At 60.7% G+C, this 20,458-nt stretch carries 22 protein-coding genes; 13 read left to right on the forward strand and 9 right to left on the reverse strand.

What is annotated here, in order from left to right; all coding sequences use genetic code 11:
- The first annotated feature begins 194 nt into the window (after positions 1–194).
- The 4 genes from FJ964_RS19135 (at position 195) to FJ964_RS19150 (ending at position 3,267) form a co-directional block, all read left to right on the forward strand.
- The gene (locus FJ964_RS19135) at positions 195–902 is read left to right on the forward strand and encodes a glutathione S-transferase N-terminal domain-containing protein (RefSeq protein WP_140551841.1); all 708 of its coding nucleotides are present in this window, start codon (positions 195–197) and stop codon (positions 900–902) included.
- A 182-nt stretch (positions 903–1,084) separates the two neighbouring features.
- Positions 1,085–1,783 (forward strand): hypothetical protein, encoded by a 699-nt coding sequence (locus tag FJ964_RS19140; protein WP_224713250.1) that lies wholly within the window; start codon positions 1,085–1,087, stop codon positions 1,781–1,783.
- A gap of 103 nt (positions 1,784–1,886) precedes the next feature.
- Positions 1,887–2,303: a hypothetical protein gene (locus FJ964_RS19145; RefSeq protein WP_224672481.1), complete on the forward strand. Its 417-nt coding sequence runs from the start codon at positions 1,887–1,889 to the stop codon at positions 2,301–2,303.
- Positions 2,304–2,865: 562 nt separating this feature from the next.
- Positions 2,866–3,267 carry a hypothetical protein gene (locus tag FJ964_RS19150; RefSeq protein WP_140551842.1) on the forward strand — a complete coding sequence of 134 codons (402 nt, stop codon included), beginning with the start codon at positions 2,866–2,868 and terminating at the stop codon, positions 3,265–3,267.
- A 394-nt stretch (positions 3,268–3,661) separates the two neighbouring features.
- Here the strand turns inward: FJ964_RS19150 and FJ964_RS19155 are convergent, their stop codons facing one another.
- Positions 3,662–4,183 (reverse strand): EF-hand domain-containing protein, encoded by a 522-nt coding sequence (locus FJ964_RS19155; RefSeq protein WP_140551843.1) that lies wholly within the window; start codon positions 4,181–4,183, stop codon positions 3,662–3,664.
- 916 nt (positions 4,184–5,099) lie between these two features.
- Between FJ964_RS19155 and FJ964_RS19160 the strand changes: the two genes are divergently transcribed.
- Entirely contained in the window at positions 5,100–5,318 is a 219-nt protein-coding gene (locus FJ964_RS19160) for a hypothetical protein (RefSeq protein WP_140551844.1), read from the forward strand.
- Between the two features lie 886 nt (positions 5,319–6,204).
- On the opposite strand, the gene FJ964_RS19170 is transcribed toward FJ964_RS19160, so the two are convergent.
- The gene (locus FJ964_RS19170) at positions 6,205–6,384 is read right to left on the reverse strand and encodes a hypothetical protein (protein WP_140551845.1); all 180 of its coding nucleotides are present in this window, start codon (positions 6,382–6,384) and stop codon (positions 6,205–6,207) included.
- A gap of 391 nt (positions 6,385–6,775) precedes the next feature.
- On the opposite strand from FJ964_RS19170, the gene FJ964_RS19175 reads away from it, so the two are divergent.
- Positions 6,776–6,976 carry a hypothetical protein gene (locus FJ964_RS19175; protein ID WP_140551846.1) on the forward strand — a complete coding sequence of 67 codons (201 nt, stop codon included), beginning with the start codon at positions 6,776–6,778 and terminating at the stop codon, positions 6,974–6,976.
- 345 nt (positions 6,977–7,321) lie between these two features.
- Here FJ964_RS19175 and FJ964_RS19180 read toward each other — a convergent pair whose 3' ends face one another.
- Together FJ964_RS19180 and FJ964_RS31680 are read right to left on the reverse strand one after the other, a co-directional pair.
- Positions 7,322–7,543 carry a hypothetical protein gene (locus FJ964_RS19180; protein WP_140551847.1) on the reverse strand — a complete coding sequence of 74 codons (222 nt, stop codon included), beginning with the start codon at positions 7,541–7,543 and terminating at the stop codon, positions 7,322–7,324.
- A 102-nt stretch (positions 7,544–7,645) separates the two neighbouring features.
- A complete protein-coding gene (locus FJ964_RS31680; RefSeq protein ID WP_263493260.1) occupies positions 7,646–7,777 on the reverse strand; it encodes a hypothetical protein in 132 nt (43 codons plus the stop codon).
- Between the two features lie 40 nt (positions 7,778–7,817).
- On the opposite strand from FJ964_RS31680, the gene FJ964_RS19185 reads away from it, so the two are divergent.
- Entirely contained in the window at positions 7,818–8,105 is a 288-nt protein-coding gene (locus tag FJ964_RS19185; protein WP_140551848.1) for a hypothetical protein, read from the forward strand.
- Positions 8,106–8,467: 362 nt separating this feature from the next.
- Here the strand turns inward: FJ964_RS19185 and FJ964_RS19190 are convergent, their stop codons facing one another.
- Positions 8,468–8,743 carry a DUF982 domain-containing protein gene (locus FJ964_RS19190; RefSeq protein WP_140551849.1) on the reverse strand — a complete coding sequence of 92 codons (276 nt, stop codon included), beginning with the start codon at positions 8,741–8,743 and terminating at the stop codon, positions 8,468–8,470.
- A gap of 616 nt (positions 8,744–9,359) precedes the next feature.
- Between FJ964_RS19190 and repA the strand changes: the two genes are divergently transcribed.
- The 3 genes from repA (at position 9,360) to repC (ending at position 13,114) form a co-directional block, all read left to right on the forward strand.
- A complete protein-coding gene (repA, locus tag FJ964_RS19195) occupies positions 9,360–10,562 on the forward strand; it encodes a plasmid partitioning protein RepA (protein ID WP_140551850.1) in 1,203 nt (400 codons plus the stop codon).
- A gap of 80 nt (positions 10,563–10,642) precedes the next feature.
- Complete coding sequence (gene repB, locus FJ964_RS19200) at positions 10,643–11,611, forward strand: plasmid partitioning protein RepB (protein ID WP_140551851.1); 969 nt, start codon at positions 10,643–10,645, stop codon at positions 11,609–11,611.
- 156 nt (positions 11,612–11,767) lie between these two features.
- Positions 11,768–13,114, forward strand: a complete 1,347-nt coding sequence (gene repC / locus FJ964_RS19205) for a plasmid replication protein RepC (RefSeq protein ID WP_140551852.1) — start codon at positions 11,768–11,770, stop codon at positions 13,112–13,114.
- A gap of 182 nt (positions 13,115–13,296) precedes the next feature.
- On the opposite strand, the gene FJ964_RS19210 is transcribed toward repC, so the two are convergent.
- The gene (locus tag FJ964_RS19210; RefSeq protein ID WP_181172543.1) at positions 13,297–14,388 is read right to left on the reverse strand and encodes a site-specific integrase; all 1,092 of its coding nucleotides are present in this window, start codon (positions 14,386–14,388) and stop codon (positions 13,297–13,299) included.
- Between the two features lie 306 nt (positions 14,389–14,694).
- Between FJ964_RS19210 and FJ964_RS19215 the strand changes: the two genes are divergently transcribed.
- The 3 genes from FJ964_RS19215 (at position 14,695) to FJ964_RS19225 (ending at position 17,629) form a co-directional block, all read left to right on the forward strand.
- Positions 14,695–15,645 (forward strand): GSU2403 family nucleotidyltransferase fold protein, encoded by a 951-nt coding sequence (locus tag FJ964_RS19215; RefSeq protein ID WP_224660062.1) that lies wholly within the window; start codon positions 14,695–14,697, stop codon positions 15,643–15,645.
- Positions 15,646–15,890: 245 nt separating this feature from the next.
- Complete coding sequence (locus tag FJ964_RS19220) at positions 15,891–16,910, forward strand: DUF1403 family protein (RefSeq protein WP_140551982.1); 1,020 nt, start codon at positions 15,891–15,893, stop codon at positions 16,908–16,910.
- Between the two features lie 5 nt (positions 16,911–16,915).
- Positions 16,916–17,629 (forward strand): SMC-Scp complex subunit ScpB, encoded by a 714-nt coding sequence (locus FJ964_RS19225; RefSeq protein WP_181172530.1) that lies wholly within the window; start codon positions 16,916–16,918, stop codon positions 17,627–17,629.
- Between the two features lie 471 nt (positions 17,630–18,100).
- Here the strand turns inward: FJ964_RS19225 and FJ964_RS19230 are convergent, their stop codons facing one another.
- From FJ964_RS19230 to FJ964_RS19240, 3 genes are read right to left on the reverse strand one after another with little or no spacing between them, the layout of a single operon-like run.
- The gene (locus FJ964_RS19230; protein ID WP_140551855.1) at positions 18,101–18,385 is read right to left on the reverse strand and encodes a hypothetical protein; all 285 of its coding nucleotides are present in this window, start codon (positions 18,383–18,385) and stop codon (positions 18,101–18,103) included.
- A complete protein-coding gene (locus tag FJ964_RS19235; protein WP_140551856.1) occupies positions 18,382–19,530 on the reverse strand; it encodes a nucleotidyl transferase AbiEii/AbiGii toxin family protein in 1,149 nt (382 codons plus the stop codon). The genes FJ964_RS19230 and FJ964_RS19235 overlap by 4 nt, the downstream gene beginning before the upstream one ends.
- Positions 19,511–20,251, reverse strand: a complete 741-nt coding sequence (locus tag FJ964_RS19240) for a DUF6088 family protein (RefSeq protein ID WP_140551857.1) — start codon at positions 20,249–20,251, stop codon at positions 19,511–19,513. Before FJ964_RS19240 ends, FJ964_RS19235 begins: the two co-directional genes overlap by 20 nt.
- Positions 20,252–20,458 lie beyond the last annotated feature (207 nt).

Genomic DNA, 20,458 nt, shown 5'->3' on the forward strand with positions numbered 1-20,458 from the left:
GGAACGTTGCGGGTCGTCGCGCCGTTCGCTTTATGCTGCGGGCCTCAAACGGCCGGGAATGAAATCGATAACGCCGCGCCACTTCCGCGGCGGCGAAACCGCTGGCAGTGTCACGCAGGTCGCATGATTCAGCGGCCCCTACGCGGCGCGTTGCCATTGCGTGCAGCCGATCTGAACTCCTGAAGGTGAGCGCGATGATTCTCTTCTATTTCCACCCGACGCCCAATCCAGCCAAGGTCGCCCTGTTCTTGGAGGAGTCCGGCCTACCCTATGAACTGGTGCCGGTCGACACGAGCAAGGGCGAGCAACACCAGCCCTCGTTTCGCGCAGTCAATCCAAACGGCAAGGTGCCTGCTATTGTCGACACCGAAGGCCCCGCCGCGAAAGAGGCGCGGGTTTTCGACTCCAGCGCCATTCTGCTGTACCTCGCCGAGAAAATAGGCCGATTCCTCGGAGAACCGGCCGATCGGGGCGAACTCTTGTCGTGGCTTTTCTTCCTCGGAACGGGCCTTGGGCCTTTCTCGGGACAGGCCGTGCATTTCCAGTTTGCCGCCCCCGAGGGTCTCGACTATGCCGTCAACAGATATCGCCGCGAAGCGGAGCGCCACTATCGCGTCCTCGACGACCACCTGGCTGGCCGCGACTACATGGTCGGCTCCGTCTACACGATCGTCGATATGTCCGGTTGGGGTTGGATCGATCGCGCTTCCCGCGTGATGAAGGGCGCGGCCGACCCCCTCGCCGCCTTCCCCAACATCAAGCGTTGGTTCGCCGGGATCGACGCACGCCCTGCGGTTGCGAGGGCGCGCGCAGTCGGAAATGACCACGAATTCAAGACGGTGAGCGACGAGGAAACGAAGCGTGCGCTCTTCCCGTCCAACTATCCCGCCACCGGCGGCTAATGCATGTCGCCCAAAAGTGCCTTCGGTTTTGGAGGACATGCGTAAAACAAGGACCTTGAGCGCGTCGCATGAGCCCCATTTTCGATCGGCGCGCTCCAGGGTACGCCTGGGTCTCGTCGCGTTCGCGGTTGCGGGAATGGAAACGATAACCGCGCGGCATTTCCCAGTACGTTAGACGAAACATGGCGTTTCGCCTGGCGTATCCACTGGGATCGTCGGTCGCATGGCGTGGCGTCCCCCAGGCTTACCGCCGTGTTTACCAATGCAACTATCGCGGCGCGAGCGCAGCGAAATCCGGGAGAGTGCACATGAACCTCGACGCTGGCGATATGGTCGAGGCGGTTTCAGATCTCCTGAAACATGGCTACGAGCACGAGTACCGAATAAGGGATGGCGGCCTTTACGACCTGACTGCCGATCGGCCTGTGGCCGCCGGCGACGTGCACGTGGATGCCGCGTTGAGGTTCGAGAGCGCGCCCGATGCGGGCGACGGTTCGAACGTCTATGCGATTGCCGAAAGAAAGGCCCGCAGCAAGGGCCTGTTGATCGACGCCTTCGACGCCTTGGACAGAGACTGCTCGCGCGAACTTTACGAACGGCTGAACACGAACCGTCGCGCACTGCACGACACTGGCGGCGAAATAGCGAGCCGATACGGGCTGCGGAAGGTCTTCAAGGAGGAATTCGAAGCGGATCCGGAACGCTTCGTCCTGCGTATCGCGTTTCCCGATTTTCCCCCCTGCCCATACGGACAGTCGTTCTCGATGCTCGGGTTCGACACTGCGGAACAAGCCTATGTTTGGCTGGTCACCAGTATCTTGCGAGACGCGAGGCTGGAGAGAGTGCCGTACCAGGGAGCCGACGTGCCTGACAACGAATGAGCGCCCGGTGCACCCGGGTCGCTTGTGATGCACCACCATGCGGGGCCCCGCGGGCGCTTCTTACAAAGGACGTGAGATGAACAAGCAGATAGTGAAGCAAACAATGCTGTCGCTCGAGGCGCGCGACCTCGAGGACGCGAGAGAGAAATACCTGGAATATGTCGGAAGTGCCCGGCTCGATAGAAGCGAGCCGATCGAGGACGATGAGCAAGCGCAGGCAGAGCTCGCGAGCGACCTGTCCGAAGCTTTCGACGACACCGTTCACTCTCACGCCGACAAGATCGAGAAGCTCTCGGCGATGGACTTCGGGCCGAAGAGCAAGATCGAGGAAGGCGCAGTGGTGAAGCTCGGCGGACGGTTTTTCGTTATTGCCGTGTCGACAGGCAAGTTTGTCTGCGATGGCAACGAGATCATGGGCATTTCCAGCCAAGCCCCGATCTACGCTGAGTTGCAGGGCAAGCGCGCCGGTGACGCGATCTCGTTCAACGGAAGGGAGCTTGTAATCGAGGAGGTCGCCTAATATCTGCGACACCGAAGGTCGAAAAGCAGCGCCCCGATATAACGCGCGGTCACCCTCCCGAATCTGCGGTGTCTCAGAAGCGGATGGCGAATGGCACGGCTCGGGCGATCTTCCCAATCTTTGCCTGACGTCGACAGCCAGACACTGAAGCACAGTCGTGTCGTGCGGTTGAAGTTCATTCCGCCCTTGGACTGGCGGTTGACGCTTACGTACCTTTGCCGCGCGCCATCGCGGAGGCGCGGAGCGATGTCGTCTTCGATTACAACCAGCGTACAAGCGCGCAGGAGACCTGGTTGCGGTACTTCAGAGCCTGAGCAGCTCCGCATCGACACAACGCTGACCCGCTTCCCTTCGCGCCGGGCGAGTGGAATGGAAACCATAACGACCAGGCATTTCTAATGGTTGGCGTGCCGGGATAACCTTTCTGTGCGTCTAACCGGGCTGACCCGTGACGGTTGTGTAGAGTGCTTATCAGCATAGGCGACGTGATCGTCCTCTTGGGTAGATGCACTCTTCGCTTCGCAAGGACCCGCTCAAGCAACCAAGCACGTAGGAGTTACCGATGTCGTTCCGCTTCATCACCAAGGCTATCCACGCCTACCTTATCGACTATCCCGTCGCGATCCTCCTTATTGCAGCCCCGTTCGTGCTGAAGCTCGGCCAGAGCGGAGCGGTCGCAATGTGGCTTTCGGTTGTTGTCGGTGTCGCAGCGCTGCTGTTGGCCGCCCTCACCGACCATCCCACCGGTCTCATCCGCATCATCCCCTACTGGCTGCACCTATGGGTCGATCGCGCCGTCGGGGTGGTGTTTATCATCGCACCGTTTGCCGTCAAATTCGTTGGGCTCGACGCTTGGTACTACTGGGTCCTCGCTGCTGCTGTCCTGCTAACGACCTCAGTCTTCAATGCGCCTCAGGAGCCAGCCGCGACGCGTTCGGCATTGGGCACGCGTACAGCGGGTTGAGGGCGGCGACTGTCGCAGCGCTATTCTCCGCCGCTATGAAGCCATATGCAGCGGCTATAGGAAAACTTCGCACCTAGCTGCGATCGATGGTAATCGCTCGCAGTTTTTATCGAGTGACGCGCAGCGCAACCGGGAGGGAAATTACTCAAATGCGTGAGGCCTGACGATTTCCCAAGGCGGCGGGCGCCCGAGTGGAACACATGCATTAACGCCTCCACCTCATGCGCGCGTGTCTGATCAAGTCCTGCGCGCAGCAAGCCTGTTCGAAGACTTGCCTCGGTGTACTTCACCATCAGCTTACGACGTTCAGTCAGGAAGACACGTCGGGACGGCCTCGAACGGGCACCGCTCGCAAACTAGGAACTTAGGGACCCGCTCACAACCGACAGCGGCTTTAGTTTTGGTCCTGATCTCCCGCTCCCTGGAAAAAGGACCGGAGTTCCTGCATGTCGACCTCATCGTCGCCATTCTCGTCGATGGCGTTGAAAATTCGCGCGATAAAATCCTGGACTTCCGTGCGCGAAAGCGCACCGTCGCCATCAGTGTCAACAATCGCAAACATGATGCGCATCCTTGCGCCGTGCATCATACCGGCTCTGCGGCCTTCCTTCATCCGCCGCTTTTCATGTGGACCCATCTCGTCATGTGGACCCATCTCGTCGTTTCGATAGTCGCGGTCCTCGTCGCGTCGTAAATTCTCATGATCTTGGTCCTTCACCATTTTCTCTTGGAGCATTTCCCCCATCATCTGGCGCATCATTTCACGCATGGCGTCTTGATTCTGTCCGCTCGCTCCGGGGGGGTGATCCTGCGCTGGTGCTGGGGGCGCGGGAGCATTCGTCGATTGAGCGAAAGCAGATGAGGTCAGCAGGGCTAAAGCCGCGGCGAATGCTGTGGTTCTGCCAAGTCGTGTCATTGGGTTCTCCTTTGGAGGTGGCTACGCCGATTACCTCGGCACGGGAACCAAACCAGCAGCGTACTTGATAGTTCCTCCCGCATAGCGCATGACCGGCGTATGCGCGGAGCTCCGGCTCAGCGGTGGCGGGAGAGATGCGGGCGACAATCTTCCGGTCGGAGCGCCTCCTCACGACCAACGTTACGTCCGGAGCGCCGGTGAGCTGGGGCTGCGGAGCACGTGAAGCACTTGGTGTCCCGGCCCCCACGCGCGGGCAAGCGAGCCTCCCATTAGCCTGGGACGCTCGTGACTTTGTTCAAAGCCCACCCACACGCAGTCGGCGCACCGGCACCATGAGTTCAGGCGAACGCGGGCGGAGCGGTCAGAAAGTCGCAGGCGTTCAGCCAGCCACTCGGGTGAAGCGAAACGCTTTCCCCTGAACTAGCGGGAGGCCCTCGCGGGCCTGTCGGCATGACTACGACGTTCGGTTCGGTGGAATGCAAGTGGGCGTTGCTGAAAGACCACTGTCTCGTGAACTTGCGCATTCACGTGGTTGCCGACTGCGATGAATGCTGGTCCTGTGGCTTTGCGGCGGACCTGAGGTTCGTCACGGCCGACGCGGATGCTGACGCTTCCAAGCGCTGCGTCGGCCGGCTCCCCACGGAACACGCCTTGTCTTTAAATCGAGACCTGTGCTGGCGCAGATCTGCTTCGCCCTTCCAGGCGTCAGCTATTCAAGTTGTTTCCCTTCACCTTTCGAAGGTGTGCCCGGCTCTTGAAGTGGACGCGATCCCGCGCAGCGCTGGCGACGGCAGATCCAGGGCGGGTATATCATTGTTAAATGACGAAGCCGGCGCAGGGTGCGATGGAAGGTCGTCAGCGGCTCCCTCGAGCTGCTGAATGACCGCATTGGCCTGCAGAGGACTACAGGATACAGATGCATCCATCAGACATCGCCATTTACCCAAACGATCTCGCAATGCTGCAGCTGGTTCTTATCCGGTATTGCTCGGAGAGACAGTGCAGCCTGGACTCCGCCATGGCCCATGAGGCAGCATGTGAGTTGATGGCACTGTTTCAGGCCGGCATCGAGGACGAAGCCGAACTCGAACGCATCCTTTCGCGCCACACTTTGCCGTTTCGGATGGCGGGTTAGGCCGCCTGCCCTTCTATAGTCAACCGCATCTGACGGCGTGCCGGGCCAGCAAGCGCGTTTTCCGGGCCGTCATCCTGTGGCAGCCAGTATGGAAGGATGGCTCTTTTCCGATATCCAAATCTGCTTCAGGGGGCTGGTCAATTGCTTTGTCCTTTCGGCCGTCGAGGGCCAGATCGTGACGCCGAGCCGCTGCGGCCTGGGTGAAGCTTACGGTCATCGAGTCATGGCTGGGGCAATTCAAGGCCACGTGCGGCTGCGCCCCACGATCGCGGTGTCGGATTTGGCCTGCGCCATTTCGAGAATGCCCGCCCTCCCCTTTCAACGAGACACGATGTCAAGGGGCTGCGAGCTTTATGAACAGGACGCACACGCTGCTGCGAGATTGCCATGCCGAACGGGGTGCTTCGAGCCCACGTGGGTCCCCTGCCCCGATCGTGATCTCGGTGCCGGCCGCGAACGGTACAATGGCGCCGAGCCCAACCTCGTCAGGCGCTTGCTCCGATGAGCACCATAGCCGAACTCGTCTGACTTAGCGTCCCAGCGGCAGTCTGGACGCCTCCACCAGTTCTTCCTCGTCTCTCAATCCGGCCATGTGGTTCGCCAGAATCCGGCTCGCCAGTGCTTCACGTTGCTATGGGGACTGCCGCGCCATCTTCAGCCTGTCGAAGACGCGTCCCAGCAACGCGACTTCGGACGGGTCGAACACACCGGCATCTTCAGCTTTCTGATAGATCAGCATGCTGTCATTCCCTCAGCATTGCTAAGCCGGCTAATCAGATCTAAGGGAACCGCACAAGAAAAAGCCCGCCCGTCCCTCGCCACGGTGGCAGCGATCTTGGTCCGTCAGCCTTGGCCGCATGGGACCCTCGTGGCGACGGGTTTGAGGTCACTGCCCGGATTTGAGGAAGCGAGCCTCACGCACCAATGAGTTCCAGTCGCTGCCGATCAGTTCGATCAACCGGCGAGCGTCAGCTTCGGAAATAGCCGTTTCCTGCGCCAATCGCCGGACCAAAATCTCGAGCTCGGGCCTGGCTGCCGGCCTCTTCTTCCCATCGTCCTCGGCCATATGCGCCTCCTTTGGAGCCGAACGCGAAGAGAAGCCAGACGTTTCAACCTAGCCGACAGGAGAACAAAAAAAATCGCTGGCGTTTGTTGATCGATTCGGTCGGGCCATTTCCTGCCGAGGAGGACCACCCGGTTGCTCACGGGTCGACAAGGTCGCGTGAAGGGATCGTTCTGCCCTCGTCACCTTTATCGCTGGGCTCATCAGTTCTGCATCACTGTTTGCTGTGGCTAGGATCGAGGCCCGTGCAAAGGTCAGCAATCACTGCGAGGCCATGCGCAATTGATAGGCCGACGGCGCAAAGCCACTTGCACCGTAAGCTAAAGCTCGCAAGTTGGGCAAAAAAGCCTAGATACCGGGAAAGTGTACACCTCTCCAAGCATCTAAGGGGATCATGCCTGACCAGAATACCCTGATCCGCGCTGCAATCGGTCGGCTGCTGTCCGAAAAAACCGGCGCCCCTGTCATCTCGATGAAGGAAAGCATCGAAGAGCTACATGCGCAAATCGGCGCGGCGACGACGTACGACAGTCTCCAGGATCTGCTGCTCGAAATGGCCGAGGTGCGGGGCATGATGGTTGTGCTCGACGTTTAGGACCTGCGCCCGACCGCAAGTCGCCAGCGACGTAAGGCTCGGAGCCGGTTGTCAGCGTGCGCCGAGGATGAAGTCGGCACCGCGATTGGCGAGGGTTTGTCGCCGGTATGCGAAATCGAGCACTCAACGACCTGGCTGCGGCTGAACGGTGGACGCGTCAAACCGCACGGCGCCGGCAGGAGAATGTGTTCTTATTTTGTTCACAATGGATATATCAGCCGAGCTGGTAAACGCCGTGCGAACCTCCGGCCATGAAGGTCGCGGGTGGCGTCCACCACGTCGTGCCGTTTTCGGATCGCAGCGATTGCCATCCGTCGGCTCTTCTAGGCATGGACCAGCAGATCGTCACTGTTCGGCGGTATCGAGCAGCATCGCCATCTGTCGCGCGGCGGCGCTCTCCATGATCAGCTGTTCAAGTTCGAGACGGTTCATACTGGTTTTGACCCGCCGTCGGATAGCCGATGACGCCAGGGACATCGATACCGCAGTTCCCCGTCCGTGGTCATCCAAATATCGGCCAATCTCAATAACCACATCGGCATCGACATTGTTGGGCAATTCTCGCATCGGCCACATCCCCGCGCGGCAATATTGAGCAAATAATTTGCTGACTGTCGAGCACAGCCACCCCCTAAGTCGATGTGCCACTTTGCACAGGCTGGGTCGGGGCTAATTGCGGCCGAGCCGTTCGCATTCTTCACTTTGTCCGCCGATTTCCTGGCACAGGTCGATGCGCCCAAGGCGGTTGTTATCGTCGTCGATCGCCATGCGTCTGTTGTACGCGGCCACGATATCTTTCAATTGCGAAATCCTTCCGGCCCTGTGGCTGCTGGCATAGGCCATGCCGGCGATACAGCCGCAAAGTGCGATTGCGAGCGCTATTTTGATCTTCCTTTGGCTCTTGCCTTGCGAATGGATTGTCACGAAATTGCGGGAACTGAAGAATCCACTCCATTCAAGCTGCGAGCATCCCACAATGGAAGGCACATTGACCGCGTTGTTGGCGAGTTTTCAGAAACACTGGGACGAATGGGCGCCAGCTTTGGGCGTCTCCATCGCTATTGCGGTCTGCCTGGTCTGGACCGTCTACCTGCCAATCGTCGGCCTGCGCCACCTTATGGGATGGTGAGGCGGCCAACAACAAGGCTCTATCCGGAGTGCGCGCTCTAGGAAATCGTCACCCATCCGTGAGGCGGGCGAATTCCATCAACGCGTCATAAGGGGCGATCTAAGCCGCCTCGTTGCTTTGTCAATGGTGCGGCGCTGACACGAACGCCGATCCGCGCCCGCTTTTCGTCGGGCAGGCCATGTCCTTCGGGAGCCCGTGGTGCCGGTAGCCAGCTGTGCAACGCCCGGATCTACGATTTCAATGTCCCTTGTAGCGCGCGGCCCGAACGGGACAGGTGTACACCTCCCCTGCCCTCCACTCGCTATGTTTTGGCCCGCGCGCGATTCTATCTGTGGCTTTGATCTAGCTGTCCATATTGCGTCTCAAGCCACAGTGAGTCTCAAGCCATGGCCTGATCGGTTTCGCCGAGAAAGACTTGGGTCCTTGGCAGCCGCGATGAATGCATCTCGTGCCATTCTCGGCGGCTTGCGACCGTTGATCACCTCGAGGCAGACCTCCATGGCCCTGAGGCGTTTGGCCGATTGTGGCGCAGGCCATTCCCTCAGGAGCAGCCCGGCCGCATCGGCGACGGTGATCACCACCCGATCCCGATCAATGCGCCCGAGCTGAATTATCACTGGCTTGTGGAAGCGCTTCATGCCCAACCTTCCGGCCCCCCCCCCGCGTTGCGAGGCACAACAGGGCTGCCTGCAACGCTCGACGGTGCTTTTGGTTCCCTCAACACCGACACGCAGCGAATGTGGGCCTCGGCGGCCCGCGCGTCCTGTGCAGCGCCTCGTGGCAACTGGTGCACGCGAAGCGAATCGACGACCGACGCGGGCCGGCTTGCGCCGCCGATGCAACCGCAATGTCCGGCCCTCCCCGCTCCTTGACTTTGACGACTCGTCAAGCCCCGTCGGCCGATACCTTGACGCACATACTGCGAATAAAGAAGGAGATCGCCCAGAATGCGGGAGAGCGACTGGCTCCGGAAATCCAGGCGGCTTGCAACGTCGTCGAGGGTGGGTCAGCCGTTCCGATCCGCATGAGATCGTCCTTTATTCGCCGGCGGAATTTACTGCAGTAAATTCGTGCACAAATCGCAACGGAAACAATCATCTAGGCTTTCGACCGAGCGTTTTGACCGGATGGCGTTCGCGGTGGCGTTAACTTCTTGTTAAGCCAAAACTTCTTGCCGGGGCTGCCGAATCGGAGCTTAATGGCGGTTGGCGGGTCGTTTCACGGCAAAAAGCGCCAATTCAGGTTTCCAGAAGTATGAACATCGCAATGCGGCTGCCCAGCTTCGAGTTTGACGACAAGATCCTCGAACATGGGGCGGAGATATCGCGCCGGCTCAATCAGCTTCGCATGGAGAAGTTCCCTCCTAACGCGGCGAAAACCCTGCGCACGTTCTCCATGGCTGAGGTCGCCCACTATCTCGGCGTCTCGCAGAACAATCTGAAACGGCTTCATCTCGAAGGCAAGGGCCCGATGCCTGACCAGGCGGTTTCGGGCCGACGCAGCTATACGGCCGGGCAGATGCTGGAGCTTCGTCATTTTCTCGACCAGCACGGCCGAACCGAAGTCAAGAAATACGTCCCCCATCGCAAGCCGGGAGACAAGCTGCAGGTCATCGCAGTCGTCAATTTCAAAGGTGGTAGCGGCAAGACCACGACCGCGGCCCACCTTGCGCAGCATCTTGCACTTACCGGCCACCGCGTCCTTGCCATCGATCTTGATCCGCAGGCCTCGCTGTCGGCGCTGCATGGCTTCCAGCCGGAGCTCGATCGGAATCTCTCGCTTTATGAGGCAATCCGCTATGACGAGGAACGCAGGTCGATAGCCGACGTCATCGTGCCCACGAATTTCCCGGGCCTGGACATTGTCCCGGCCAATCTTGAGCTTCAGGAATATGAGTACGACACGCCCTTGGCCATGCAGGACAAAACGTCCAATGCCGGGCGCCAGTTCTTCCTGCGCATCGCCAAGGCTCTGGGCGAGGTGGACGACCGTTACGACGTCGTCGTCGTCGACTGTCCGCCGCAGCTCGGCTATCTCACCTTGACCGCCATGTCGGCTGCGACATCCGTGCTGATCACCGTGCACCCCCAGATGCTCGATCTCATGTCCATGAGCCAGTTCTTGCTGATGCTGGGCGGGATCTTGAAAACCATCAAAGGGGCGGGAGCGCAGATACAGCTCGACTGGTTCCGCTACTTGATCACGCGTTATGAGCCCACGGACATTCCCCAAGCGCAGATGGTCGGCTTCATGCAGTCGATGCTGGCTGGCCAGATCCTTGAGCATCCGATGCTCAAGTCGACGGCCATATCGGACGCTGGGCTGACCAAACAGACGCTCTACGAGGTGGAGAAATCGGCCTTCACCCGCACCACCTACGATCGGGCGATGGAGTCGCTCGATGGCGTCAACTCCGAGATCGTGTCCCTGATCCATCGTGCCTGGGGCAGAAGCTGATGTCGGTGATTTTTACTGCAGTAAAAACGGGTGGTTTTGTCCACAAAATCAGGCTCCTAGCCGATTTCGGGAACGGTTGAATGGCACGTAAAGACATATTCGGCAGTGTGATGGGCTCCTCCGCCACCGTCGAGCAAGCCAGGGACGTGTCGGGCTACGCGGTTCGCGGCGCATCGCGTTCCATCATGCAATCGTTCGAGGAGCTGTCGAAAAGCTCGGTCGTGGATCTGGATCCTGAGCTGGTCGACAATTCGTTCGTGGCGGACCGCATCGGGGACGATGAGCAAGAGTTCGCCGAACTGGTGCGTGCCATCCGCGAACGCGGGCAAGATTCTCCAATCCTGGTCAGGCCGCATCCCTCGTTCCCTGGGCGCTACCAAACGGTTTTCGGGCATCGAAGGGTCAGGGTCGCCCGTGAGCTGGGCAGGCCTGTGCGCGCCGTTGTCAAGCAAATGGGCGACGAGGAGCACGTTGTCGCCCAAGGACAGGAAAACGCCGCCAGAGCTAACCTGTCGTTCATCGAACGGACGCTTTTCGGTGAGCGCATGCTCGAGAAGGGATATTCCCCCGATATCGTCAAGTCGGCATTGGCGCTCGACGATACGACGTTCTCCAAGATGCGTTCTGTCTCCAGCAACATCGCCGAACCCATCATCCTGGCGGTCGGCGCGGCCAAGGGGATTGGCCGTGATCGGTGGTGGCAGCTGGCCAAGCTTATGGAGCATCCAGCCAATGCCGCCAAAGCCCATGACCATATCCAATCGGGCGAGTTTCTCCAGGCCAGCAGCGATGCCCGTTTCAATCAGCTTTTCGAGGTGCTGGCCGCAAACGGCAAGGCCGCAAGATCGACGCCGCCGAAAGCACAGGAGAGCGCCTGGGCGCCAAAAGACAATTCCGTGAAGGCAAAGATCACCGATGACGGCAAGGTATTCACGCTCGCCCTGAAGTCCAGGGAGGCTTCGGCCTTCGGAACCTTCATCGCCGGCAGGCTCGAGGCGCTCTTCGAGGCGTTCCGAGAGGCACAATCTGGGAAGACAACAGGAGACTAAACCGCAAAAGAAAAAGGCCCCCGAACGTCACCGTCACGGAAGCCCTTCTCAAGTCTGTCGCAAGCTGAGAATCGCAAATCCGCGAATCACTGTCAAGTGTCATGGGCGTCGTTTTGGCGAGCAGGTTTCTTTTGCCTGATTAGAGGCAGAGGGAAAATGGTAACGCATATTTCGACGACGCCGTTTGGGCGGCGGCCGATGACGCTTGGCCTGATCGCCAGCCAAGCGGCTGCAAAAGCAATAGATCGAAATACCACGGTGCCCAAATGGCAGGTGTTTCGAGACATCAGAGAGGCCAGGTCCGCCATAGGCGCGACCGATCGCGCCTTGGCGATCCTCAATGCGCTGTTGTCATTTCACCGTGACGACGAGCTTTCAGGGGAGGGCGGACTGGTCGTATTCCCCTCCAACGAGCAGCTTATCCATCGCGCCAACGGCATGTCGCCGGCGACGCTCAGGCGACACTTGTCGGTCCTGGTGACTTGCGGCCTGGTGATCAGGCGCGACAGTCCGAACGGCAAACGCTTCGCCCGCAAGGGAGAGGGCGGCCAGATCGAACAGGCCTACGGCTTCGACCTGTCGCCGATCGTGGCGCGCGCGCAGGAGTTCAAGCAATTGGCTGGCGCCGTCCAGGCCGAGCGGAAAGCCTACAGGCTGGTCAAGGAGCGTCTTACCATCTGCCGGCGAGACATCGTCAAGATGATCGAAGCCGGGCTCAACGAGGACGTCCCGGCCGATTGGCGGCGGTTCCAAAGGCAATTTGAAACGATTGTCGGGCGATTGCCGCGGACGGCGTCGCGCCAGGTGCTGGAGTCGATCGCCGATGAGCTGGAAGACCTGTGGGCTCAGGTGCATCAGCTGTTGGAAACGTTCGTAAAATCACAAGATTCGAACGCCAATGAGTCCCATTCTGAGCGCCACATACAGAATTCAAATCCAGATTTTATATCTAACGATGAAACTGAAACCAGCTTTGGAAACAAAAAAGAAGCGAGCAGCAGCGGCGCGCCACACGACAATGTGCGCAGCCTGCCCAAGCGGGACATGCCCTTGGCGATGGTGCTGGATGCCTGCCCGGAACTTCTGACCATGGCCCGCGGCGGCCAAATTCGGACCTGGCGAGACTTTGTGGCGGCGGCCGAGCTCGCCCGGCCCCATATGGGGATCAGCCCAAGTGCGTGGCAGGAAGCGGTCGGGGTGATGGGGCCGGAGAAGGCCGCCATCACCGTTGCCGCAATCCTGCAGCGGACCGACCAGATCAACAGTTTGGGCGGCTATCTCAGAAACCTGACGGAGCGCGCTCGTGGTGGCCAGTTTTCGGTGTGGCCGATGATCATGGCGCTGCTGCGGGCGAGGCTTGATGCACAGGCCGGTACTGGTCCCGCGAAATCGTCCTGGCGCGACGTCGGAGAAGGCAGTGAGTCGGTCGATGGTGGTTCCAATAGCGCCGAAATCAGTGAAGCTTTGCTGCTCAGTATGAAAAAGAAGGGCTGGGATCGATAATCGGTTGGACTTCGCTGCCGGTGTGGGAGGCGGTCAATACCGGGTTCGTCGAAGCGTGCACCAGCCAGTCTATTGGGATCAGCACCTGTTCGGATCCTAAGTCGGCAGGGGAGGGGAGCATCTTGCGTCGCTTGATCCCGAGCTGGTTCCCTAGGGGAGGGAAGCGCCCCTTTCGAGGTTGCCTAGAGGCCTGATGCCTTGGTTAGGTTGACTCGGAACCGATCGCGGCGGCGCTGGTACTTGCGGGTCATTTCTGCCGAAGCATGGCCGAGCTGCTTTTGCACATGGCGCTCGTCGACCTCTGCCGAGGAGGCGAGACCGGCGCGTAGCGAATGGCCGGCAAACAGCCTTGGCCGTTCGCCCTCCGGCAGATCGCCCCGCACACCGGCCGCCAATGCCGTCCGCTTAACGACCCGGGCTACCTCCTGGTCGTTGAGCCGATCGGCGCCGACTGCCTTGCCCTGGCAGGTGACGCGCCGAAAGATAGGACCGTGTGCGATGCGCGCCAGCTTGAGCCAGGTCTCCAACGCCACCACCGGGCAGGTGGCATCGGACGAGCCGCGCCCGACTTCCACCTCGCGCCAGCCTGTTTTCCCCCGCAAGATCACCAGCATGCCTTTGTCGAGGACGTCCACCCAGCCGCGGCCGTCCCCGGTCTGGTCGCGGCCGACATCCAGGCCCACGATCTCGGAACGGCGGAGCCCGCCAGCGAAGCCGACAAGCAGCATTGCGCGATCGCGCAGGCCACGCAACGTGCCGCGGTCGAGCGTCTCCAGCATGGCAATAAGATCCTCCGGGAGAATGGCTTCCTTCTGTAGAGGCGGTTTTGCGTGGCTGTTGCGAATGCCGGCCAGCACCGTCGCGATATGCCGGTCTTTTCTATCTAATGGCTGGCCGCGCTGGGCAAAATTCCACGTCAGCGAGGATAGCCGGCGCTCGATAGTCGCCACCGAGCTCGGCTTCTTGTCCCCGGTCGCCGTGCCGGAGGCTTGAGCCGTGATGTAGAGGCCGACCACCTGCGGATCAGGTGGAAACATTTCGACGCCTTGTCGGCGGCACCAGCTGGAAAAATGCTTCCAGTCGGACGCATAGGCGCGCCGCGTGTTGGCCGAACTCGCGGCTTCGACATAATCGCGCGCGCGAACGGCGAGGTGCTCGAGGTGGCCGGGTAAGCGCTGCCGGTCCACAAGATTTGACTCCGGTAGGGCAGGGGAGGGATCATTCCTGACGGCCGTCAACCGCGCATTTGCCCCGTCAGCGGTATCTTGCGCCATCGCGTGGACGATCTCCACGATATCAGGCAGGTCATCTTGTTCGGGCAATTGCGGATCCTCAACTACGATTCGCAACATATCATGTCAGGGACGGTTAGCTGGAACGTCATCTTCGACCGCCAAAATATGCCCTAAAATCAGAAAAAACAGATCGCGGGGGGTGATGATGTTCAACAGCTTTCATTTTTGTTGAACATGCGGTATGCTCAACAATAACCCATTTCGTTGAGCATCATGATAACACGCCATTCACCGCTCGCTCATTCGGCCTACCACGATCTGCTATCGTCCCTGCGCGACGAGGTCGTGGCCGAGATCCGCGGAACGCCGACGCGGATCGACCGCAACGGCCGCGTCTACTGGTACGACACCTACCGCGTCGGTTCGGACGTCAAAAAGACCTATATCGGGGAAGATAGCGAGGAACTTCGCCTTCGGATGCAACGCATCCAAGCGCTGCGCGACGACCGCGACGATCGCCGACGCAATCGCGCGCGGCGGGTCCGCTTGCTACGTGCGGAAGGGTTCCTTGGCGTCGATGCAGCAACCGGCAGTCTTCTGCATGCATTTGCTTCCGCCGGAGTTTTCCGCCTCGGCGGGACGGTCGTGGGAACTCAGGCCTTCCGCCTCTACGAGGGCGAGCTCGGCGTTCGCTTCACCCTTGACCAGACTGCTCAAACGAACGACGTCGATATCGCCAGCTTCGAGCGACTCTCGATCGCCCTGAAGGACAGTGTGTCGGCGCCGCTTGAACGGGTTCTCAAGGATTTCTCATTCGAACCGGCGCCGACGCTGGACCCCGGCAAGACCTGGCGCTGGAAGCAAACGCGCAACGAGACGCTCGTCGAATTCCTGACGCCGTCTTTTGCCGAGGAGGAGGGACTGCGTCCACTGCCGGCGCTTGGCGTCCATGCCCAATCCTTGCATCATCTCAACTATCTCCTGGCAGAGCCAATGCTGGCAGCCGTTACCTATCGCGACGGCGTGCTCGTGCAAATTCCGCGACCGGAACGCTTCGCAATCCATAAGGTCATCGTTGCCGATCGCCGCCGCGATGGGCCGGACAGCTTAAAATCCATTAAGGACCGGTTGCAGGCGGAATTCCTGGTCGATGTGCTCGCAACCGATAGGCCGGACGACCTGCGTGAGGCTCTCGAGGACGCTCTGGCGCGCGGCAAGCGCTGGCGGGACAGGATTGCGGCCACATTGAAACGATCGCCATCGCTGCAGGCTGCCCTTGGCGACATGATGCGATAGCAGCCGCACCAGAAAATGTTTGGCAATGAACAAATGCGCGTTCTCAATGAACGCGATTTCTCGTCGATCTGACGCCTAAACGAGCCCGTCTGCCGTGAAAAAAGGGGTCAGAGAGGCCATCTCTGAGCGGCTTTGCAAAACGAGCGATAATGCAACATTATCGTTCGTTTGTTGTCCACGACAGGCGCGGCGCTTCTACGCTTTTAGGCTTGCAGAAAGCGCCGCCACGATTCATCCTGCCAACCATGATTCTGCGGCCCAAATCCCTCCTGCGTCACACCAGCGCTCTCTCCAGCGGCATCACTGCCGCCCCGGTATCCGCCGTGCCGCATTGGCTGCGCCGCGCCGTCCCGGATGCGCAAAGCCTTGCGGGAAAAGATGTTGAAGAGGTCGCGCTCACCGCAGGCGCCGCCATCGGCGCGCTCGATGCGGTGGTCCGCCAGCAGAACCGATGGGCCGGCGCCTGGCGGCAGCGGCTGGCGCTTTCGGCGGCCGCGGTAACGGCAAAGCAGGCCGGCCGCGTCGAGGATGAAGCGGCCCTGCGCGATGCCGTTCTGCTCACACGGCCCGGAGACGACGTCGGCCCCGCTGGCCGAATGCTGTTGGCCTGGCGTTGGCTGGCTGCCCGTCCCGCCGAGGATCCTCTGACGGAGAAAAACCTCGCTGCAGTGCTGGAAGATCTCGGTCACGCCCATGACGACGAGGTGATCAGCGACCTGGCAGACGAGGTTCGACAGCTTTCCGCCAGCATCGGAATGGTCGGCATGGTGACCGGCGCGTTCCTGGCCGCCGAACGACATGGCTTCGGCCGCACTTTCGGATGCTGGCTCGTCGACCGGCTGCTGGCGCAGCGGTTGGGCTGGGCACATGCGATGCCATTGCTGGGCGCGGAGGTGGCCTTGGGCTCATCAAGTCCAGGCCGCTCCCGCCGCTCTATAACTACTGCGGCGGCGGGCACCGAAGATGAAGCCAACCTTGCGAAAAGTCTGCTAGCGGCACAGGCACGTGCGGCACTGCGCGCGATCGATTTGTCCGCCGAACTCGGGCGCCGCGCGGACCGGCTGCTTGCGGTCGCGCCGAAGTTGCGCGCCCGAGCGTCGGACCTCGTCATTGAAAGGCTGTTGTCCGACGACGCGGTCGTCGCTTCGGAACAGATCGCTGGCATGAGCGACCGCGGCCTGCGCCGGCTGTTCGACCGCTTGGTCGAACTCAGCGCGGTGCGCGAACTGTCCGGTCGTCCGACCTTCCGTATCTACGGACTCTGACAATCATGGCTGAGAGTGCGACTTGGCGACGAAAGCGAGGACCGGGAGACGACAGCCGGCCAAATGGCCATTTGTTTGATCGGGAGCTAGATCATCTGCCGCCAGAGGCGCGCTGGCGCGAATGGATGCACCGTGTCGAGGCGACCATCTTCGCCGCGAGCGAACCGGTCACGCGCGAGGTGCTTGCCCGGGTCGTCGGCAAGAGCTGCAGTATCGATCTGCTGATCGATGACATTCGCGAAGAACTGCGTGGCCGCCCTTACGATCTGGTGGCCGTCGCCGGCGGCTGGAAGCACCTGACGCGGCCGGCCTATGCCGATGCCATCCGCAGTGCTTTTGGCACAGCCGTCGGCGGTGGTCGGCGTGCCGTGGACCTCACGCAGTCGGACGTGCTGGTGCTGATGTGCATCGCCTATTTCCAGCCGATCACGCGCGGAGAACTGTCGTCGTTTTTTGGGAAAGAGATTTCGCGCGACCTGATCGGCCATCTGCGCGGCGCCGGCCTAATCGCTTCCGGCCCGCGCAGCCCGACGCCAGGCGCGCCCTATACCTATGTCACGACCAAAGAATTCCTGCTCGAGTTCGGCCTCGACACGCTACGCAACCTGCCGGATTTTGAGGCACTCGAGGACGCCGGGCTGCTGTCGAAGGAAAAGCTGCTCGCGGGGGATATTCCCGGATCACTCGCTGCTCGTTCGGACGATATGGAGCTGCCCTGACAATAGTTGAGGCCTTCTCCCCCTGCGCAGGCGTGCCGTCCAGGTCGTCGTAAGGTACGCCCAAGCTATCGCGTAGCTTGGCCGCGCTTTCAGTGTCGCTGGCCGGTATTGTGACCAACATCGCAGGCGCGGCGCTGGCGATCGTACTGATCAGCTGAAGCTCCCCCCTGTTCCTCAGAGGAACGTCGAGCAGGGCAATGGGCATCCCTGCGAAACGATGCAGGCGCTTTTGCAGTGCTTCGTCTGCGAGTGCGAGCAATCGCGCGAGATCGCAATATCTCTTTTCAGTGAGCTCAGCCTCGTAGGCTCCAACGATCGGAGCAAGGTCTGGCGCGGTCGTTGAAACAGCATCGGAGTTAACGCCGACGAGGCGGAGCTCGCTGAGCATGTCGACGATGGAGCTGTGAAAGCCGGGAGTGCCCGCGACGGATTAGTAGACACCAAGTTTGCCCTCCCCCCGAAGGCGATGAATCAAGCCGGTGACCACCGCATCCACTGAGACTCGAGTGATCGGAACAAGTTCATGCCGAGCGAGCAAAGGCCCGGCAGGGCGCGAACGAACTGCGCCCAGCTATGGCGATGCCAACCGAATGCCACACCATTCGTTCGCGCAGCATTGCGAGCGAGTTCACCCGCCGCAGCGAGCGTGGCGCCGACGATCAAAACCTCTTCGTCCTTTCCCCGCTCACGAAGCCAGGCCTGGGCATGCCCGAGCCGCCGCCCAGCCGATACGGACATGATGACTTTGGTGCTCATTGTTTCGGGCCACCCTCAGGTAAGTTCAGTATTAGCCTGTTGGATGGTTCCGCAGATCGGGCGTTGAGGTAGTTATCAAGCGCCTCGATGCTCGCCATGACGTCGGTAAAAGCGGGCGGTGTTCCGAAGATCATCGCCGACATCCGGTCGTAGTCCGCGGCGAGCTTGGCGCGCATGTCTTCCGTCGGAACCAGGCGATAGCTGCCGGGCACCGCGCGGTCGTAGCGATGATCGGGTGCGCGGAACATAAGCTCCTTGTGCTGTCGGCAGGCTTCGGCGAGTTCGCGCAGCGATGCCGTTGCGAGACCGTAGTCGGGATGTGTCCATATCTGATGGACGTCGTAGTAGTGACGCGAGTACCGGTTGAGGTCGGGCACGGGTCGTTCGGGATTGGCGTCCTGCCGACGCTTCTCCGTCATCTCCGTCATGGCATGCAGGATCAGGACCTTCTCCCAGAAGGTGCGCTCCGGCTTGACGGTGGTCACGTCCCGAACGGTGAGGTTCGCCGGTTCCGGCATCTCCGAAGCGATGTAGGGCGTGATTTCCCGCGCCTCAGTCGGCTCGGGATCGGGACGCGCGCCGCCCTCGATGCGGACGGCGGCCTGGACGTAGCTGCCCGCAGACTCGAACACGCTCGTGTAGCCTACCACGAGAATGTCGAGCGCATCCTTGTTCCGGTAAAGGTCAAACCCGAAGCCGAGCGAAAAATGTCCCGGCCGCTCGGCCACTTCCTCGACAGAAGCGATCTCCTTTGTGAGCCTCTCCTGGAGAGGCCCGGAGATGTACTGCCGCGCCGCCTCGTCGACCTTCTCGGCCAGCGCCTTCTGCTGCTGGTTGACCGAGGGGAGCGCGGCGATATCGCCCTCAAGCGGGACATGTAGATCGGCCTTGTAGATGCCGATGTCGATGTCCTCGGAGAAGCGTCGGATCAGCCCATACGCCTTGCTCAGGCTGGTGCCGCCCTTGAAATAGAGCCCGATCGGATCGTCGCTGCGACGGTTGAACAGGAAGTCGAGCACCCAGCAGACGTAGAGATCCTTTTCGACATTGCCCGCCTGGGTACCCAAATGGGCTGCGGCCGCCTCGAAGAGCGCGCGGCGTTCGTCGACGCTTGAGCGCAGGATCTCAATGAACGTCTGCTGCATGATCGCCTTTCGCCGGTTCCGATGCCGGCGCGCTTGCGGTTTGATCCTCGGCGATTCGGCGCGTGATGGTCTCGACCAGCGGATACATCCAAGCGGGGACCGCATGAATATTTTCGCGCAGATCCTCGGCGATCCTGTCTCGATCGGGATTGCGTGACAGGTAGCGGACGATGCCGTTGACGGCTGCCTCGAGGCTCGATCGCTCGTCCCGAAACCACGCCAGCGCCTGAACAACCCGCATCGCCGGCCGCCCCGCCCAGAACGCCGTCTTGGCAGAGATGCGCTTGAAGTCGAGCTTGTAGATGACCGGCATCGTCCCCTTTGGATCACCAGCGTTCGCTTCGATCTCGATTATCCTGGGATAAGTGTCGGCATGGATCGTCGAGCGCGCCGGAACCGCCGTCGTCAGGCCGAGATCGTTCGCGGCGGTCATTCCGTCGACGAGTACGCGCAGCTTGTCGCGCCGGGCAATGGCGTCGACGAACGAGGCGCGAGGCGGAAACACCATCTTGCCGGTCAGCTTGCTGACGCTGGGCTTGTCATAGAGACCGCGATAGGGTCGGCGGATATCGCCGCGCCGGGTCAGCCGCTGCAGCGCCTTCTCGACGGCGTTCGGCGTGCCGATGTCGAGAAAGTCGGCCCGTGACCACACGCCGGCGGGCGCCGCTTGGGCGATCCGGTCATGAATGCGGTCGAGCGTGTCCGATGTCGGGTCTGGCATATTTCCGTTCCTGACCGAAGATTATATACAAAAATTGGTCAGTAGCAAATTGGTAGCTCGTACTGACCAAAATTTGTATTCAAACTTTGGTCACCATTCCTATCAAGGGCGGATACTGAAAATCTGACTGAATCCGAACCTCAGCACAGGATTCCTCGAACTTCTCGGCAGGCAGGCCTTACGAAGCTGGCGCGGGCGGCTGCGTTC

It is taken from the genome of Mesorhizobium sp. B2-3-2, from assembly GCF_006442295.1.
In the GTDB taxonomy this organism is placed as follows: domain Bacteria; phylum Pseudomonadota; class Alphaproteobacteria; order Rhizobiales; family Rhizobiaceae; genus Mesorhizobium.